This is a genomic window from Olivibacter sp. SA151 (assembly GCF_054130995.1).
Map to the genome: position 1 here is coordinate 109,488 of NZ_CP096391.1, position 19,670 is coordinate 129,157.

The 19,670-nt window shown below is 41.5% G+C and carries 12 protein-coding genes; 6 read left to right on the forward strand and 6 right to left on the reverse strand.

Annotation, left to right across the window (positions count from 1 at the left end; translation table 11 throughout):
* The first annotated feature begins 301 nt into the window (after positions 1 to 301).
* From M1D52_RS00430 to M1D52_RS00450, 5 genes are read left to right on the forward strand one after another with little or no spacing between them, the layout of a single operon-like run.
* Complete coding sequence (locus tag M1D52_RS00430) at positions 302 to 3,565, forward strand: SusC/RagA family TonB-linked outer membrane protein (protein ID WP_437393999.1); 3,264 nt, start codon at positions 302 to 304, stop codon at positions 3,563 to 3,565.
* A gap of 10 nt (positions 3,566 to 3,575) precedes the next feature.
* Positions 3,576 to 5,333, forward strand: a complete 1,758-nt coding sequence (locus tag M1D52_RS00435) for a RagB/SusD family nutrient uptake outer membrane protein (protein WP_130854708.1) — start codon at positions 3,576 to 3,578, stop codon at positions 5,331 to 5,333.
* Between the two features lie 42 nt (positions 5,334 to 5,375).
* Positions 5,376 to 6,128 carry a rhamnogalacturonan acetylesterase gene (locus tag M1D52_RS00440; RefSeq protein WP_437394000.1) on the forward strand — a complete coding sequence of 251 codons (753 nt, stop codon included), beginning with the start codon at positions 5,376 to 5,378 and terminating at the stop codon, positions 6,126 to 6,128.
* A gap of 21 nt (positions 6,129 to 6,149) precedes the next feature.
* Positions 6,150 to 7,364: a Gfo/Idh/MocA family protein gene (locus tag M1D52_RS00445; RefSeq protein WP_437394001.1), complete on the forward strand. Its 1,215-nt coding sequence runs from the start codon at positions 6,150 to 6,152 to the stop codon at positions 7,362 to 7,364.
* 33 nt (positions 7,365 to 7,397) lie between these two features.
* Positions 7,398 to 8,894: a pectate lyase gene (locus tag M1D52_RS00450; RefSeq protein WP_437394002.1), complete on the forward strand. Its 1,497-nt coding sequence runs from the start codon at positions 7,398 to 7,400 to the stop codon at positions 8,892 to 8,894.
* Positions 8,895 to 8,980: 86 nt separating this feature from the next.
* On the opposite strand, the gene M1D52_RS00455 is transcribed toward M1D52_RS00450, so the two are convergent.
* The 5 genes from M1D52_RS00455 to M1D52_RS00475 all read right to left on the reverse strand — a co-directional run bounded on the left by M1D52_RS00455 (position 8,981) and on the right by M1D52_RS00475 (position 16,519).
* The gene (locus tag M1D52_RS00455) at positions 8,981 to 11,383 is read right to left on the reverse strand and encodes an ABC transporter permease (RefSeq protein ID WP_437394003.1); all 2,403 of its coding nucleotides are present in this window, start codon (positions 11,381 to 11,383) and stop codon (positions 8,981 to 8,983) included.
* A gap of 81 nt (positions 11,384 to 11,464) precedes the next feature.
* Entirely contained in the window at positions 11,465 to 13,909 is a 2,445-nt protein-coding gene (locus M1D52_RS00460; RefSeq protein WP_437394004.1) for an ABC transporter permease, read from the reverse strand.
* A 283-nt stretch (positions 13,910 to 14,192) separates the two neighbouring features.
* On the reverse strand, positions 14,193 to 14,846 hold the full coding sequence (locus M1D52_RS00465) for a hypothetical protein (RefSeq protein WP_437361474.1): 654 nt from the start codon (positions 14,844 to 14,846) through the stop codon (positions 14,193 to 14,195).
* 63 nt (positions 14,847 to 14,909) lie between these two features.
* Positions 14,910 to 15,122 carry a helix-turn-helix transcriptional regulator gene (locus M1D52_RS00470; RefSeq protein ID WP_013664493.1) on the reverse strand — a complete coding sequence of 71 codons (213 nt, stop codon included), beginning with the start codon at positions 15,120 to 15,122 and terminating at the stop codon, positions 14,910 to 14,912.
* Positions 15,123 to 15,250: 128 nt separating this feature from the next.
* Positions 15,251 to 16,519, reverse strand: coding sequence for a BamA/TamA family outer membrane protein (locus M1D52_RS00475; RefSeq protein ID WP_242627114.1), 1,269 nt, complete (start codon positions 16,517 to 16,519; stop codon positions 15,251 to 15,253).
* Positions 16,520 to 16,970: 451 nt separating this feature from the next.
* On the opposite strand from M1D52_RS00475, the gene M1D52_RS00480 reads away from it, so the two are divergent.
* On the forward strand, positions 16,971 to 18,260 hold the full coding sequence (locus M1D52_RS00480; protein WP_437394005.1) for a WG repeat-containing protein: 1,290 nt from the start codon (positions 16,971 to 16,973) through the stop codon (positions 18,258 to 18,260).
* Positions 18,261 to 18,363: 103 nt separating this feature from the next.
* Here M1D52_RS00480 and M1D52_RS00485 read toward each other — a convergent pair whose 3' ends face one another.
* Positions 18,364 to 19,449 carry an aminotransferase class V-fold PLP-dependent enzyme gene (locus M1D52_RS00485; RefSeq protein WP_437361478.1) on the reverse strand — a complete coding sequence of 362 codons (1,086 nt, stop codon included), beginning with the start codon at positions 19,447 to 19,449 and terminating at the stop codon, positions 18,364 to 18,366.
* Between the last annotated feature and the right edge of the window lie 221 nt (positions 19,450 to 19,670).

Below are 19,670 nucleotides of genomic sequence, written 5' to 3' on the forward strand. Positions count from 1 at the left end.
CTTTATTGCCACAACAAAAAGAGCCCTTTTTAGCCGTTTGGGCTATTGCTATTCCAGCTGTTGTTCGAATATGGACAACCGGTGTTCGTATTCGGACACTGCTGAGACTTAGATTTTCGGCAACGTTCTCGTTAATAGCTTGATCATTTTCATGAAAGCAATGCGGTTAACTGATATTTTTGGAATACGAGGAGTATATATTGCTTTATATTCCTGTACAACAGCCAATTTTTACCAATATAAACTCAGGGTCGTGTTATCCGCGTCCTATTAGGAGCGGAAAAAACCTACTGTTTAAATTATGAAAAGAAAAAAAACCTATCCAACAGCTTTATTAGGGCTACTCGTAGTGCTCCTTTTGTACGGAAAAGGGTATGCACAACAAAACAAGACAAGTGAAACTATTCGCGGCACCGTTAGGGATGCTGATTCGAAGGAACCGATTAAAGGGGCTACCGTGCTAGTTCTCAGGTCATCCATTGTCGCACAGACGGATGAAAATGGCCATTTTCACCTATCACTTCCGGCAGGTAATAATGCCGTCTTGGTTGTCAGATCAATGGGGTATTCGCAGCAAGAGATTCCGATTACGAACCAGCAAACACTGCAGATCGCGCTCAAAAAAGACCAAGTAATGCTGGATGAGGTGGTGGCTATCGGATATGCTACCGTGAACCGGAAAGACCTAACAGGCTCAGTTTCTTCGTTGAATGATAAACAATTAAAAGACATCCCCATTAATTCAGCCGCGGAAGCACTTACCGGTAGGCTGGCAGGTGTGCAGGTAACTACATCAGAAGGCTCACCAGGGGCTAATGTCCAGTTGAAAATTCGAGGAGGAGGTTCTATTACCCAAGACAATTCACCTTTATATATTATCGATGGTATACAAGTGGAAGATGGCCTCAATAGCTTGTCCCCTCAAGATATCGCGTCCATTGACGTGTTGAAAGACGCCTCTTCTACAGCAATTTACGGGGCACGAGGAGCGAATGGTGTCGTGATTATCACCACAAAAGGAGGAAGGGAAATGAAAACGGAGATAGGCTATAGTAATATCTTTGGCTTAAAGCAATTGGCGAATAAGTTGGATGTGATGCGTCCTTATGATTTCGTAATCAGGCAGTATGAACGCACGAGGGGGAATACCAGCATGGAAGAGGGCTTTGCCGCGATGTACGGTCAATGGAATGAACTGGAAAAATATAAAAATGAGCCCTTCGTAGACTGGCAACAGAAAACATTTGGCAACGATGCATTCATGCAGACGCATAATCTGAGTATTACGGGCGGTACAGAAGCCATTCAGTATAACTTAAGCTTAACCAGCAATGATGAGGAAGGTATTATGCTTAACTCAGACTTTAATCGGAAAATGCTCAATTTTCGATTCGACAATAAGGTAAATAGTAAACTGAAAGTTGGTTTTAATGTTCGCTACAATAATCAAAAAATAAACGGAGCGGGAACTTCAGATGAATCGGGGTCGACTTATAATATGCTTCGGCATACCATAAAATATAGGCCTCTTACTGTTGGCGGTTTATCGGAAGAAGAGCTGGATGAAGCCTATTATGAAGAGACCAATACAGGAAATGCGCTTGGTATTATAAATCCGGTAGAGCTAAGCAATGCACAATACAGAAATAGACATACACGCGTCACCAATCTGAATGGCTATGCCAATTATGTGTTCAACGACTGGCTTTCATTCCGCACGGCAGCGGGTTTTAACTATCAACTCGAAGACATTAATCGTTTTGATGATGGGATCACTTCAAGGGCCAGAACATTAGGTGCACGCTTGCCTATGGTATCACTCTTGGGTACCGAACGCAACAGTTTTAACAACAGTAATGTCTTAACCTTTAAGATACAGCGCGAGCAACATCATATCGATGCGATTATAGGGAATGAATTTTATACCATATCGTCCAAGAGGACAGAAAATCAATTACGCTATTTTCCGGAGGGGATTAATGCTGAAAAAGCACTGGCCCAATTAAGCCTTGGTACGGTTATCCCAACCTATCCGCAAACCTATAATTCTGAAACACGCACGGTTTCTTTTTTCAATCGGACAAACTACGCTTTCGCGGATAAATATTTGGCCTCCTTTAGCATACGTGCCGATGCGTCTTCTAGATTCGCTTCCGATAAACGTTGGGGTTTCTTTCCTTCTGGCTCCATCGCCTGGCGGCTTTCAGCAGAACCTTTCCTGAAAAATATGCCTTTCATTTCGGATATGAAATTGAGGGCAAGCTATGGCTCAGCTGGAAATGACAGAATAGACGACTACTTGTTTTTAAATATCTTCGGTATTGGTTCTAAATATGCCCTCAATGAGCAGATATTACCAGGGCTGGCTGTTAATGATTTGGCAAATCGTGATCTGATATGGGAAACCACGGTATCCAAAAACATTGGATTGGACCTTGCCCTGTTTAACTCCCGTGTACAGCTTACGATAGATGCCTATCACAATAAAGTGAACGATTTATTGTTAAACGTACCTATACCCACTACCTCAGGGTATAAAACACAGTTACAGAATATCGGTAATACGTCCAATAAGGGCATCGAATTTCAACTCAATGCCACAGCCGTCAGCAATAAGAACTTTACGTGGAATACGGCATTCAATTTATCTTTTAACCGTAATCGGATTGACAAATTATCCAACAGCCAGTCTTATTATTATGAATACTCTGGTTTTGGCATCTCTGGTCAACCGGCAGATTATGTCGTGCAGGTAGGTCAATCTGTTGGTACTATGTATGGCTTTGTATCAGACGGCTTCTATTCAGTGAACGATTTTCATTATGATCCGGAGACTTCCATTTATACACTAAAAGAAGGTGTGGTGGACGTCTCCAACGCCATCGGCACTGCCCAGCCGGGATGGATGAAATTGAAAGACCTCGACGGTAACAACCGGATTGATGAAAATGATAAGACCATCATTGGCGATGCGACACCTAAATTTTCAGGCGGTTTGTATCAGCAATTCACCTATAAGAATTTTGATATGAGCATTTTTTTGAATTTCGTGTACGGAAACAAAATCTATAATGCCAACAAAATAGAATTTACCAATGGTTACAGCAGCAATTCAAACTCCTTAGCAATTATGAATGATCGTTGGAAGACCATCGATGGTAATGGCCAGGTAGTACAGCAAGTGGTAACCGAGGGGGGAAAGCAGGTGGTGAAAGGGATAGCACCTGATGCCTTGGCCGCCTTGAATCAGAATGCAAGTATCTGGATGCCCATCAGCGGTGTAGGTGCTTGGTACCCTACATCTTGGGCAATGGAAGACGGATCTTTTTTGAGGATAAATAACATCACTTTTGGCTATACTTTTCCGAGTGCTATGCTTCATAAAATCAAACTTAAAAAGTTAAGAGTTTATGGTACCGTGAATAATTTAGCCGTGTTTACCAATTATTCAGGTTATGATCCCGAGGTGAATACACGGAGAGCCGTGCCCACGACACCTGGAGTTGATTATTCAGCTTACCCACGAAGTAAAACATTTATTATCGGTCTTAATCTTACGCTTTAATACCATGATCATGATATCCAAGATTCATTTAAAAAGAATAATCCTTGTTCTTGTACTTTCCGTATCGCTATTTTCATGCAAGAACTATTTGGACCTGGAACCACCATCTGCGTTCAGTGAAAATTATGTATTCAGTAACCTGCCTAATGCAAGAAGTGCGGTACTAGGCGTATATGATCGTTTATCGGGTTTACAAGCCTATGGCAGTCGGTTAAGCTTGATGTATCCTTACGACAGTGATGAAATGGTTGGTGTTTTGAATGGTGCCGCTCCAGATAACAGTTCCAGAGACTTATCCCGCTATAATTTACAGGCAACCAATGCACAGCTCGCGGGGCCTTTTGAACAATTATATGCAGGTGTCGAACGAGCTAATATCTGTATTAAAAACATTCCCGCAATGGATCAGTACAGCAATGGTACGGCCTCTGAACAGTTGGAACTAAAGAGATTGCATGGAGAGGCCCTCACCCTAAGGGCACAGTTTTATTTTGAGCTTATTCGAAATTGGGGAGATTTACCGGCACCTTTCGAACCAGCAGCCGATCAGGCGGAGCTTACCCTGCCAAAGGTTGATCGTGATACGATCTACAATCGTTTGATTGCAGATCTGAAAACTGCGCAAGAGCTGTTACCTTGGCGAACAGAAGCAAGTAACGATGAGCGTATTACGAAAGGAGCCGCAAAGGCCTTGCGGGCAAGGCTGGCTTTGTATCGTGCCGGGTTTTCCCTTCGCAGAAGTAACCGTATGGAACGAACAGGTGATTACCTGTCTTTTTATCAGATTGCCCGAGATGAATGTTATGAACTCATGCAACATCGGGAACAACATACCCTCAATCCAAGCTTTCAGGCGGTATTCAAAGATGGAATTGATGCGTATACGCTCGACCCACATGGCGAAATCTTATTTGAAGTAGCTATGGGACGTGAAACAGATAGTAATTTAGGGTATTATGATGGTCCACGATTTTATGTGCCGGGAAATACCTCTTTATTAGGAAATGGCCAGATTAGAATTATTCCTGCTTATTTTTATGCCTTTGATTCGTTGGATACGCGACGGGATGTTACCTGTGCACCTTATTATAATGATCCGGATTATAGTAAAAAAGTGCAACCCTTGCTGAATATGACCAGCGGAAAATTCCGTTCGGATTGGATCAATCCGCGCCTTTCCTCCGCCATTCAGGCAACGGGTTTAAATTGGCCACTAATCCGATTTTCTGATGTCCTATTGATGTTTGCGGAGGCTGAAAATGAACTCCATAATGGGCCCACAAGCGAGGCCATATTAGCCTTACAGGAAGTGAGAACCCGTGCTTACGGCGGAAACGAAACCGGAAATATTCCAAACGACAAAGAGGGGTTTTTTAACAGCTTGGTACAGGAACGTTACCTTGAATTTGGCGGCGAGGGGATCCGAAAATACGACCTTATTCGCTGGAATCTGATCGGTCAGAAGATACAAGAGGTGCGGGATGTGTTGACTAAAATGAAAAATAAGGTAGCTCCCTATGATCAACTCCCGCAGTACATGTATTATAAACCGGCAGAACAGGAAGTTGTATGGGGAAATTCATTGTATAAAGCGAGTCCTGCAATCGCGCCTGAGGGTTTTGTAAGAGTAAATTGGATGGCAGCCTTAACAGATGTTTGGATTACCAATGTTGCCCAGCTTTTTAGGGCCAATCACAGCGAGCTATTTCCGATTCCACAGACCGCGATCGATGCCAACCCGAACCTAACACAAGACTATGGTTATTAATTGTAAACATTTAATCGCAGCGAGATGATACCCTACCGTTATATGAAAAAGTTTGGCCTGATATTAGGCCTTATGTGCCTATTTAGCTTTAAACAAACCGAAGAGCTACATATTTATTCCATTGGTGATTCTACCATGGCCGATTATACGGCAAGTTATCTCGATAAATTTGGTAAGGGGTACCCCATCCGTGGTTGGATGCAGCTTACACCCTCTTTATTTACAGAACATGTACATATACATAATGAGGCAATGAGCGGGCGCAGTTCAAAAAGTTTCCGTGATGAGGGTTTTTGGTCGAAGGTCATACAACAGGTTAAGGCTGGTGATTACGTGTTTATTCAGTTTGGCCATAATGACGCCAAACCAGATACGGCCAGGCATACAGAGCCATATACGACCTTCAAGCAAAATATAGAACGCTATGTTCGAGAGGTACAAGCAAAAAAAGCATATCCTATTCTATTTACGTCCATACCACATCGGAAATTCGATCAAGAAGGACATATCGTGGATACCCACGGCGCTTATTTAACGGTTATAGGTGAAGTAGCGAAGTTAACGCATACACCGCTTATCGATTTACATGCACTGGTAGCTGCTTTTTTAGAAAAAACGGGGCCGGAGCAATCCAAGGAATTATTTTTACATATTCCACCCGGAAAATTCGCGTCTTTACCCAAGGGGAAAAAGGACGATACGCATCTATCGGAATTTGGAGCGAAGTGCATTGCGGGGCTCGCAGTTTCCGCGTTGAAAGAAACCAACTTACCACTCCGCGCATATATTAAATAACCGTTAATTCTTAACCAAACCATGAAAAAATTTAATCATTATTCTAGAAAAGAGTTTTTAACGCGCAGCGGACTGATGCTCTCCTCACTGGCGTTGGATAAACTGCCTTCGTTTTCGAGCAGACTATCAACTGATCAAGTACAGGTAGGTATTATTGGAACCGGGTCGCGGGGTACCGGTTTAGCTAAAATATTAATGGGAATAAAAGGGGTGAAGATCACTGCATTATGCGACGTTTATCCACCTCATCTTAATAAAGCCCGTCAGATAGTAGGAGATAAGGTGTCGGCCTACACGGATTATCGAAAATTGTTGGAAGACAAAAACATCGAGGCTGTCATTATTGCTACACCGCTCTTTTTACACCATCCGATGGCGAAAGATGCTATACAAGCTGAAAAACACGTCTATCTTGAGAAAGCCATGGCCTATGATATTCCACAAGCAATTGATTTGCTGAAGGTTGTAGAGGCGTCATCGAAGGTATTCCAAGTAGGATTTCAATATCGTTATTTCGCGCTTTATCATAAGGTGAAGGAAGTGATCAGTCAAAATTGGTTAGGTAAGATTACACATTTTGAGTGTCAATATAATCGAAATTCCAATTGGCGTTTTCCCGTAAATAATCCGAAAGATGAAAAGCTGATCAATTGGCGGATGTATCGCGCCTATTGTGGCGGACCCCTATCCGAATTATGTGCACATCAGATTGATGCGGTGCATTATCTGCTGGATAAGAAACCTATAAAAGTTGTTGGGTTTGGAGGCATCAATTATTGGAAGGATGGCCGAGAGACTTACGATCACATCCGAACGGTTTATGAATATCCCGAAGGCATCCAGTCGAGCGTAACCTCTGTGCTGTCAAACGCTTATAACGGCTATAATATACGGATTTTAGGAGATCGGGCCACCTTAGAGATCCAAAGGGATAGAGCGTTTATTTATGCAGAGTCGACAAAGAACCAACAAGGTACTGTTGATGGCGTTACCGGCGCCACGCTTCTGGCTAGAACACAAGGAGAAGCCGAAGAGCTGATTTTTAAGGAAAAGAATGAGCAGCTACCCGATCCTTCCGTGCTTTCTTTACAACACTTTATTCATTGCATCGTGACCAATGATAAGCCTTTATCTAATGCGCATACGGCATATGATAGTACAATTGCCATACATATGGGCAATTTAGCAGCCGAGACGGAAACCGTTCAACACTGGAAACCCGAGTATACGCCATGACCTTATATCCTAAACAATCAATAAATCGCTATTATGGAAAGAATTAAATGGATGTTCATTGGCCTTGTAACATTAATTTCTTGTAGCAAGGCAACAATTGACACACCGTCAAAACAATTGACAAGTACTCGAAACGTACTGCCTAATGATGTTCTTGTGGCATTTCCGGGGGCTGAGGGATACGGAAAATTCGCTACAGGTGGACGAGGAGGAACGGTGTATTACGTAACCAACTTGAATAACTCGGGCCCCGGAAGTTTAAGAGATGCGGTAAGCCAACCCAATCGAACGGTACTGTTCAAGGTTTCGGGGACGATTTTTCTGGAAAGCAACTTATTTATTGCTCAAAATAATATCACCATTGCCGGACAGTCGGCCCCGGGGGATGGGATTTGTATTGCGGGGTACGGAACCGCAATACGGGCAAATAATATCATCATCAGGTATCTTCGGTTTAGACTGGGTGATATTAACGGTATCACAACGGATGCACTCTATACTTCGCTTCCGGCAGCGGGTGGCACCCCTTATGCAAATATTATCATTGATCATTGTTCCTTAAGCTGGTCGGTAGACGAAATCGGTTCTTTTTACGGTATCACGGATTTTTCGCTCCAATGGTGTATACTGAGCGAAAGCTTATATAAATCGGCCCATGAAAAAGGGACGCATGGCTATGGAGGAATCTGGGGAGGGAATAGATCTTCGTTTCATCATAATCTGCTAGCTCATAATTCAAGTAGAAATCCTCGTTTTTCAGGAACATTGGCTGCTACCGGTCCAGACGAAGAGTTGGTAGACTTCCGCAATAACGTGATCTATAATTGGGGTAATATAAATTCCACTTATGGCGGAGAGAATGGCGACTACAATATGGTTAACAACTATTATAAATATGGCCCTGCTACACCGGGGAGTACTCTAAGTAGTATAAGCAATAAGAGGAACCGGATCTTGCAATATACCAGTTATAGTATTTCCGCCGGCGATACCGTATGGGGTGGCAGGTTCTTTATCCAAGGGAATTTTATTGACGGATTTCCAGACGTAAGTGCTGACAATTGGGAGAAAGGGGTGCAACGCGACAGCTATTCCGGTGCAGCAGCACTTATTGCGGCTGCCAAACAAAGTTCGCCCTTCCCGACTTTACCGATGCTTACCAGTACAGCAGAAGACGCCTATGAGGAAGTGTTGAACAATGTAGGTGCAGTATTGCCCAAGCGAGATACTATCGATAAACGAATTATTCAGGAAGTAAGAAACAAAACAGCGACCTATGAGGGGGCTACTTATGCCTTGGTAAATACGACGGGTATCCTGCATCCGTCTGGTATCATCGATAGTCAACAAGACGTGGGTGGATGGCCCACACTGCAAAGTATTACACCGCCTGATGATTCAGATGGAGATGGTATACCAGATGCTTGGGAAACGGATCATCAGCTCGACCCAAATAACCCAAGCGACGGGAACAACTATGCTGCCGATGGATATACAATGCTCGAAAAATATTTGAATAGTTTGCAATAGTATCGCTTTTATTTCATGAGTTACGAGTTTTGAGTTGCGCGGATTAGTTGCGCTCAAAACTCATAACTCGCAACTCACAACTAAACTCACTCACTTCTCAACGATTTTATTGGATTAACCGTAGCAGCCCTTACCGATCGGAAAGCGATGGTGACAATAGCAATAACAAAGGTAATGGCGACAGCAAGCAGGAAAATATTAAGTCCTATTTCAATTTTGTAAGAAAAATCCTGTAAATAGGTTTTCATGCCCCACCAAGCGACCGGCGCAGCAATCATAAATGCAATGACCAGTAAACGAACGAATTCCCTCCCAAAAATCCAGAGAATATCCGGAATGGTAGCGCCCAAAACCTTCCGAACACCAATTTCCTTAGTTTTATGAAAGGCCATAAACGATATGAGGCCGTATAAACCAAGGCAGCCGATTAAAATAGCTACCAATGCAAAAGTTTGAATCAGTTTTAAGAGGGTATTATCGGTTTCATAGAATTGTGCAACTGCTTCATCCATAAATTGGTGCGAGTATACATAATCAGGATAGGTTTCACTCCATATTTTTTCAAAAGAGGCTAGCGTGGAAGTGAGGTGTTGACTGCTCAATTTAATGGAACAATTAACATATTCTTTGTTGTTAGATGCAATGCAAATAGCGTCCTTTTCGTTACGAAAGGAATAATTATAGAAATCTTTCACCACACCAACAATAGGACCACTATAAGCTGTGCCATTTATGGTGATATTTTTTCCAATTACTTCTTCTGCTGATATTAGATTAAGCTTTTTGACAAAAGTTTCATTCACCAAAAATTCGTTAATGGTATCAGACCGACGGATGTTCCTGCCGGCTGCCAAACGCATATTGAATGTAGACAAGTATTGGTCGTCTGCATATTTCAAATTGATGCTCCATCTTTCTTCTTCTGTCCGTGTATCATAGCGTACGCCGGTTGTTCTGTTCGATCGGGAAGCAGGAGGTTGAAAATTTAAGGAAACTGCTTGAACACCGTTGACGTTTTCAAGGCGGTTCTTGAGCGTCAACTTTTTATCGGCGTGATCACGATCCGCTTCCGGAATAGGGAGGTTGACAATAGCGCTTTTATCAAAACCAAGATCGGTATTATTGACATAATTTATCTGCCTCGCGATGATTAAAGTGCCAATGATAAGCATCTGTGAAATAGCAAATTGCCCTACTACCAATGATCTCCGTAAAGCAAAACCACCGACCTCGCGTTGAGTTATTTTGCTCCTTAGGGCTTGAATGGGTTTAAAACCGGCCAATACCAAGCCTGGATAAAACCCGGAGAGAAAAATAACAAAAGAAACAACACTTATTAAAAATACGGGCATTTGCCAAGCACTGAATAGATTTAAACGTATTTCGGATTGGAAGAGATCATTGATACTTGGCAAAAGCACCGATGCAAGCCCACATGCGATTAACGTAGAGATCAAAGTAATAAGTGCTGTTTCTGAAATAAACTGCCAAAAAAGTTGTTTCCGTTGGCTGCCCAGTACTTTTCGGATACCGATTTCTTTCGCACGATTGATCGCTTGTGCCGTAGCTAGGTTTGTGAAGTTAATACAGGCAGTAGAAAGCAATAATAGGCCGATAAATAACAACGCGTATAAATAATTTTTATTGACGGCGCCATTATAAACAGGGTTAAAATGAATGTCCCTTAGTGGTTGTAATTTGAAATTCCAAACCTTTGCATCCCGGCCTGGGTAATGTTTTTCTGAAGTTTGCCGCAGCGCTTTTTCAACTATATTTGCGTTTATACCTTCTTTCAACAAGGTGTAACATTGCGTGCCGCTGTATACACCATTCCATGCATCGTCGCGAGCTAACTCGGGATCTCGATCCTTCAAGTTCGCAAAGGAGAGGAATATTTCACTTTGAAGATCTGTGTTGTTTGGTAAATCTTGTAGGACAGCTTTAACTGTGAAATCAGTGTTATTATTGACTTTGATCACTTGTCCTAAAGGGTTGCTATCTCCAAAATATTTTTTTGCGATTTTTTCAGTGATGATTGCTGTGTTCGGATCTGTAAGGACTTCTGCCGACTCACCTTTTAAAATAGGAAAAGTAAAGATGGAGAAGTAGGCGGATTCTGTATAGGCGATTGAGCTTTCCTCATTAAATTTCTTCTTGTCCGGTGTTCCCGGTAGCGTGACTAAGACATCCCGAAAATTAATCGACCTTGCAGTATATTCGTCGAGATTAAAGTCCTCGCGAAAGGCCTTACCTAAGGGGCTAGGAACGCCAGCGGAATGATCCACAATATCATCTTGCCATTCTGTAACCAAACGATAGATTCTTTCTTTATCTTCGTGGAAATTGTCAAAACTAAAATGGTAATTGACCAACGCGAAAATCAGCAAGGCGCAGGTGATTCCTAAGGTGAGCCCGAATACATTAATGATGGTAAAGGATGTATTCCTTCTAATATTTCGCCAAGCGATTTTTATGTAGCTTTTTAACATCTTCTTATAGTTGTGAGTTGTGAGTTACGCGTTGCGAGTTTAGTTAAGCTCATAACTGGCAACTGATAACTCGTAACTGATTTATTCACTTCTCAACGATTTCGTTGGATTGGCCAAAGCTGCTTTAATAGCCTGAAAGCTAACTGTCAATATCGCTATGATGATGGCAGCGCACCCTGCAATAGCAAATACCCACCATTGGATTTCAATCCGATAGGCAAAATCCTGTAACCATTTGTTCATCGCCCACCAGGCTAAAGGTGAGGCGATGACAATGGCGACAAACACAAGCCTTAAAAAGTCTTTAGTCAGTAATTGTACGATGCCGTTTACGCTGGCGCCAAGAACTTTTCGAATTCCTATTTCTTTCGTGCGCTGTTCTGTGGTAAAGGCCGCTAAGCCGAACAACCCTAAACAGGCAATAAAGATGGCTAAGGCAGCAAAACTGGTGAATATATTGCCTGTACGCTTTACATCCATATACATATTGGCATAACCTTCATCTAAAAAGGTATAACGCATGGCTTGATCAGGTGAAAATTTCTTCCATACAGCACCGATTGCTTGCACTGCTGTGCTCATATCTTTACCGTTTATCTTGACAGCAAGCATGGTGGGGCTATTACTTAATGCCATACATAAACCCTCGACTTCATCCTTAAGTGATTCAAAATTAAAGTCTTCTACTACGCCGATAACTGTAAATACACGGCCATTAGTTATACGGGCACCTACAGGATTTTTGAGTCCCAAATCTTTCGCTAGCTTTTGATTTATGATAACTGCTTGCGAGTCGGTAACCATATCTTTATCAAAGTTTCTACCACTTAGTAGCGTCATTCCTAAAGTGGCGAGATAATTTTCATCAACCTCCCAAAACTGTCCCCCCGCAGGCGCTTCTTCCGTCGTTTTTCCTTCTTTCCAAAACGAATTGCCGTTTCTTTTTACCCCTTCCAAGCGCACGGGCAAGAAGTCACTTACCGAGGCGATTTTTACCTGCGGAAGCTTTTGAAGTTCTTCTTTCAGTACATTGATTTGATTACCCAGTGTATTTGTCCCTTGTAAAATCATTACTTGATCTTTGTCAAATCCCACTTTCTTGTTGAGGATAAAATTCATTTGATTATTAATGATTAAAGTGCCTATAATCAACATGATGGAAGTAACAAATTGAAAAACAACTAAGCCGTTTCTAAGAAAAGGGTTTCTGGAACCCTGGCTTAATTCGCCTTTTAACACCGCGATAGGACGAAAACCGGATAGATAAAAAGAAGGATAAATGCCTGCAATGAGGCCAACGAATAGGGCGGAACATAAAATGATGGGAAGTAATTGCCAGCTGGACCACGGAAAGTCAAGCTCCTTTCCTGAGAGGGCGTTGAATAAGGGTAACAATAACCAGGCGAATAACAAGCCAATGAGGAAAGATAATATGCTGTAAAGAGTGGATTCGGCTAAAAACTGAGCGATTAATCCACTTCTATAAGAACCGACCACTTTACGGAGACCCACTTCTTTTGCCCGGTTGGCCGATTTTGCTGTAGATAGATTGATGAAGTTGATACAAGCAATCAATAGGATAAACGCAGCAATACCTCCAAATAGCCATACAAACTTAATGTCTCCCTTTTGCATCTGAGGGTAATCGTGTATATCAGCAGAATAAAGGTGGATATCTTTCACTGGTTGCAGGCTTAAGCGAACGTTTTTTTCTATAATATCAGCGCGCACATTGCCGGCTTCGCGCATATTAGGAATGACATACTTACGGAGGATTTCTTTTGTCAATATGTTTTCGAATTGTGCAATATCAGTACCTTTCCGCAGCTTAACATAAGTTGGATAATTCGTTGCTCCCCAATTGTCCTGCTCGCCAGGATAAAACACTACGCCGTTTAAGGTAAGCAGAAAGGTGAAAGGCTTTAAATGTGAAGTGGAGGGAAGATCCTCTATAACGCCCTTTATGGTATAAGGCTTGGACCTATCACCGTTTAAGTAAACAATTTTTCCGATTGGATTTTTTCCTGCGAAATATTTTTCTGCCTTACTTTTGGTCATGACCAAGCTATAGGGATCTTTCAAAGCCTCTGATCTCTTTCCAAAAGCCAGTGGGAGCTGAAGCATATTCAATAGCTCCTGATCCATATAGGTAAAGCCCTCTTCATATATGCTTGTAGGATCGCCTTCTATGCTTAGCTGATTACTTCCGGCCCCATAAAATAGGGAATTGGGAAGGATTCTGCCTACCATTTCCACCTGTGGAAAATCAGCTTTTACCGCTTTACTAAACGGTGCTTGAAAAGATACACCTTTCATGATTTTCCCATTATCATTGAATTGAGCAACGATTCTATAAATCCGGTCTCCATCGGGATAGCTCTTATCGTAACTTATTTCGTGAATAATATATAATGTAATAAGTATACAGGCTGCAATGCTACAAGCAAAGCCACCAATTTTGATAGCAGAATACAGGCGGTGTTTCAGTAGATTCCGCCAGGCGATTTTTAGGTAATTTTTTAGCATATTAGTATCAACTATTAAGTATCAAGTATTAAGCCTGCCTGCCGGTAGGCAGGTATCAAGATATCTGAAAGCGCCTTTACGATGTTGAGTCTTACCCACTAGTCGGGCGATCTTGTGTCTTGATACTTGCGTCTTATGTCCTTTAGCTAGTAGACCAAGAATATCGCCAAATGGAAAAGTGGGCTTTAAATGTGGCTGGAAAGGAATGTAGAGAGGAATAGTGTTCGATTCCGAACAGTTTACTGTCCAAAATCGAACAAATAGTTGAGCTTAATCGAAGCGCTTATTTCTTATCAGGACGATGACTGAAAAAACTTTCCTTAAGCTTTTCTGCATCGATCTTTAGGTCTTCGTCTAAACGGAAAAGCCAGGCGCGATCATTCAGTAATGGAACATGCTTTTTGGCTTCCGACAAATCAAGTGGTTTAATACGTTTAGTAATCTCTAAAGCGGGTTTGGGCGCTTGTAGCATAGCCGTATGAAATAGAAACTTAAAATCGAACAAGGGCCAACTGCTTACTTCGCTAATTTTAGCATTATAAATCTTTTGCGTGCTTTTCGGTGCAATTATACCTGCATATTCGCCTACAATTTGTTTTGCTTTTTCCGTGCTGAAGCTTAGTAGTAAATCATACGAGGTTTCATTTACTAAATTGAAGATAGCGATGTTCTGTTTTTGGTCGCCGGTAATGGCTAAATAAATTCCTTCTCCTACAAAAGCGCCGGATGTTACCGTCGGCTGCTTTTTATCTTCGTCAAAATCCAGCTCTTTCCTGCTTTGCTGCCCATAAACATGGGTTATCTTGGTCGTTTGTACAGGGATTTCAAAACCATCTTCTCCCGTTACTCCCACTAATTCGTCATTGATTATTTTTGTAATGTGTCCTTCAAAGTCCTCTTCCACGAAGCGAACAAAGTCTCCTAATTTATATGCCATTTTCTAATTTAATCTTTTGTACAGAGATGTTACATTTCTTTACTCTTATACAGATTATGCTATTTAATGCTGTTTCGTAGAAACAAGTAAGCTACGAACGTCAACCTGTAATGCGTCTGCAATTTCAAAAAGCGACTCTACCGTAGGCTGCATTTTATTGGTGCTCCATTTAGAAACCGTGTTAATGTTTCTGTCTAGGGTTTCAGCAAGCCATTTGTTGGTTTTCCCTTGCTCAGCTAAGACTGCCTTAATACGATTGTATACTTTTTTGTCCATAAATATATTTTCAACACCTATTTATGTGCAATATAGCAAATGAAAGCGATATCAGCTATCTGAAATCTGCTGTCGGCTTTAAATTGTTTATCAATAGCTGATTGCCGATCTCTAAAAACTGATAGCTGTTAAAACACTTCATCCAGTCCGATTTGAAATCCTGAAAAACCTTTACTACGGCCATAGTCAATGGCAATGTTTGTGCCCGAACCTTTATTGAATTTAATCCGTAAACCTCCGCCATAGGCTTGGTTCCAATCTTTAAAAATGTTGCTATTAGGGCCTGAAACGGTATTTGCGTTAGTAAATAATACAAAGCCTAACAGCCCGTTATTGGTTATGTCGCGCCGATACTCGGCCTCTAGATAAAATAGATGTCTGCCCCGGAAACGATTTTGATCAAAACCTCTACCGGAACGGTTATACACATCCCAGCCAATACTCGGCAGATCTAGATAAGGAACTTGACGATTGAGCACTGACCAATAATAACTCCACAAACCAAGCATATTTTGGCGATTGGGGTCCTCCGTAAAACGGATATACTTTCGAAGGTCGAGATAAACAGAACTCCAGAAATGATCATTGCCGAGAAATTTAGGATTGATACGGTATTGAAAATAAGCATAATACCCATCTAATGGGTTGATAGAGTTGGCCCGTGTGTCATAAAGGAAATTAAAACTTAACCCCGAAGATAAACTTCTTCCAAAATCATCGGTACCGTAAGGATAGTCGACATAATCCTTTAGTAATACTCCATTTTTCTCAGCATCGATATTGGTACGGTAATCTAAATTATATCCTAGACCGGCAAAGAAATTCCGCTTAAATTTTCGTAAGGCATGTTGATAGAATCTGAAATAGGTATAGTCTACCAACATTTTATCATCTTCACTATGTTGCCGTCCTAAGCCCCAGGTATATTGCGGATATTTCATTAGGCGTGTATCTCCGATAATTACCCATTCATTGTTTTTTAACCAAACATAAGAGCGAATCGGGAGGCCAAAGCGCCCTTTAAAGTTGGTATAGGGTGTAAAAGTCACGCGAGACATGTTCGTTGTTTTACGATTGCCGGTAAAGAAACCCGCAGTCGTAGAGGTGATCAGAGCTTGGCCTCCCCCGGGTACAGTGGTGGAAAAAGGGAGAAAGGAAAAGTAAATCGACTTTCCGCTGCTATCAGGGCCCTTTGGAGGCTCTATATTGAGAAAATCTTTTGCTATATCAATAAGATCTCGTTGTTTTGTGGTGTCTGCTTTCGATCTTGAAGGCTCCAATTCATATCCCGGCCGTTGCGCGAAACTAAAATTGTAAAGTATAGTAAAAAGAAGTGAAAAAGAAATAAGTTTACTATAAGGCACATCATGTCGGATATGCAGATGACGTTTTTTCATGTAAGCCTTTCCCATCTATAAATCATTAAAAGATGCGTGGTTCTTCATCCTTGCCTCCCAAACATACTTCATTTTTAGTATATACGAAAGTCATTTAACAGTTTTAGCCACTTGAACAGGCTTACTGAGTTACCGTTATTGTTGTAAGCCGGAACGTAGGGAAAACAGTAAAACCTGACGAAAAGTTTAAAACCTAGGGACGAAATGCTTTTTTGTGTTGATAAAAACTTGATAATTAGGTTAATAAATTAGTGTCAGCTGACTGCGTGATACTGACGAAATGATCATTATTTAATATAGGACCTTTGCGTTAATTATTAATTTTGAATAGGCACTCTGATGTTTAAAAACCCCTGTTTCCCGTGATGAGAGATGCAGCTACCATTACTTATTTTTGCGCCAAGAAGGAACCTATAATAAATTTAAGGAACCGCTATCATTCAATTTTTATATGAAAAAAACATTACAAAGAGGTTTGTTTTTGCTGGTTGGCCTATTCATCTGTCCAATCGGTTTCAATAGCGTGCAAGCACAGGAAATAAAAAAAGTAAAAGCCTGGGTTGTCGGATATGACATCGCTTTTGACATGCCAAGGAAGGACTCGGAAACTATGACCGAGGAGGAACAACAAATGGTGGCAATGATGGAATTAGGGAAGGCTATGAGCGGAGCAAAGGAAGGCGAGCCTTTGCTAAAGGCTTATGTAACAGCAAACAAAATGCGAATTGAACAAAAAGGGATCGTTTCTTCCGTTCAAATAAGTAATTTAGAAGACAGCATTTCTTACAACTTATATGCTGAAACCGAAACAGCATACCGTACAGCTTTGGCGACTCCGAAAGTAAGTACAGAAATGAAAGGTGACAGCATGATTGTGGTAAGTTCTGCGGATGGAGAATTGCGATTTTCCGATGAAACTATGGAGATTCATGGTTTTAGCTGTAAGAAGGCCATATTGGAAATGAATGTTGGCGATGTTAAGCAAGATATGACTATTTGGTATGCCGAAAAACTACCGAAACTTTTTTGGGGTGAATATGATTATTTGGAAAAGATTCCGGGAATGGCCTTGAAAATTTCGACGAATACCAACGGTATGGATGTAGGTATTAAAGCAGCTTCTGTTAAAGAAGAGTTAGTCGACGACACCCTATTCACCATACCCGCTCATTACACCATAGAAGACTCGTTCGACTTGTCAGGCGATACCGCGGCTGTGGATAGTACGGTGGAAGCAGAAGAAGATTATGAATTGGCCGAGGGATATCGTTGGACCGACGATGGTGAACTATGGGGTATAGAAGATGATGCCGGAAATGTAATAGTAGAACCGCGCTATCACGACCGTTATGGTTATCGAGCCGGTCTGGCGCCGGTCTCTCGAGATGACAAGTTTGGCGCGGTTGATAAGACAGGTAAAGAAATAATACCATTGGAATATGAAGGGATTTTTGTTGCGGATGCGGATCGTTTATGGGCGATGAGGGATGGCCTGTATGCCCTCATAGATACCACGAACAAGGTGATTGTTCAACCAAGTTATCAAACAGGATCGCTGTTTGTCGACGGCGTTGCTTATGTACAAAAAGGTGAAAAGATTGGCTTTATAGATAAAAATGGCAAGGTCGTCGTTCCTTTTATTTACGATGAAGCGGAAATATTCATCGATGGGAAAGCTTGGGTAAAAAAGGGAGAAGAAGAATTTTATATCGATAGTAAGGGGCAAAGAGTTCAATTTTAGGTTTGGTTTTATGAAAATGGCCTCTTGTGAGGCCATTTTTTTATACGCTTCCTAAAGAAACCCAACCCTAAATGATCACTTTATTTGCTAACTTTCGAAACACTCAGATAAACTGATCAAGGATATCCAATATTTTATTTAAATCATCGGCGGTATTAAAAAAGTGGAATCCGACGCGTACGCCCGAACCACGACGTATGCAAACAACGTTTGCTTCTTGAAGCCGTTTATGAACAGCATCATCAATCGATAAACTGAAAATGGAAGAATGTATTGGCCGTTTTATGACGCTATTGGCCAAAAGGCCACGATCGGAAAACGCAGCGAAGGCTTGAACAGATAATGTTCGGATCCTGTTCTCGATCGTCTGCATCCCTATCTGGTTAAAATAAGCGACTGACTGCGCCAGCGTGCCGAAGGTTAGGGTATCCTGATGTCCAGGTTCAAAGTATAAAGATAAATGCGTTCTGCCTCTTAAGAAGGGTTCTGTTGGAAGTTCCTGCCCTGATGCAAGTCGATACAATCGATCAGCAATACGACCTCTCAAGAACACAAAACCATTACCATATCCGGAAAGCATCCACTTGTAGCCGCTTGCTCCCAGAAAGTCTAAACCGGAATTTTTAAAGTCAAAGCGTTCTGTACCGCAATATTGGGTGCCATCAGCAATTAGCAATAGTTCGGGATACTCGGCCTTTAATTTTTTAATGAATTCAAAATTTAACTTGATGCCACTTATATACTGCACGAGGCTGAAAGCGAAAACCGTAGGCTTAAACTCGCTGATTTTTATCAATATGCGATCTTCCAGATTTTCATCCACTTCGACAGTCTCTACCTTGAAACCTCTACTCTTTACGGCATAATTTACCGAAGGATAATCTCCTTCTAGCAATAAGAAGCGTTCGGAAGAGGCTAGGCCATCCAAAAAGGTGTTCATACCAAAGGAGAAATTAGGAACTAAAAAGGTATAGTCGGCATCCGCTTGAAATAGAGATGCCAAATTTTCTCTGACTCCTTTAAGAAAGTCCTCTTGGTTTATCCGAAAAGAGCTTCCGTTCCGGAAGTACGCTTCGTCATGTTTTCGTCTCCAATCTAAAACGTCCTTTGATAAAATGCCGGTACCTGGCGTATTAACGTACGTGCAGCGATTCAATAGTGGAAACTGTTCGTGTGTGTCTAAAGTCATGTGTCCAAAATAGCTAAATTTTCTTTATTGTGAAAGGCGGGAATCGGTCTCCTCGTTCCCATTTTGCTACTGTTCAGGCTTGCTAAAGAGTTTCTGTTGCGCATAAATAGTGTTAACACCTAATGCTAAAGCTAGCAAGATTATGTTTCTTTTCATTTGTGAAATGGTTAAATTGTTTTCTCTGTGTAAATATGAAACAAACATAGCTATTTATTTAAAAT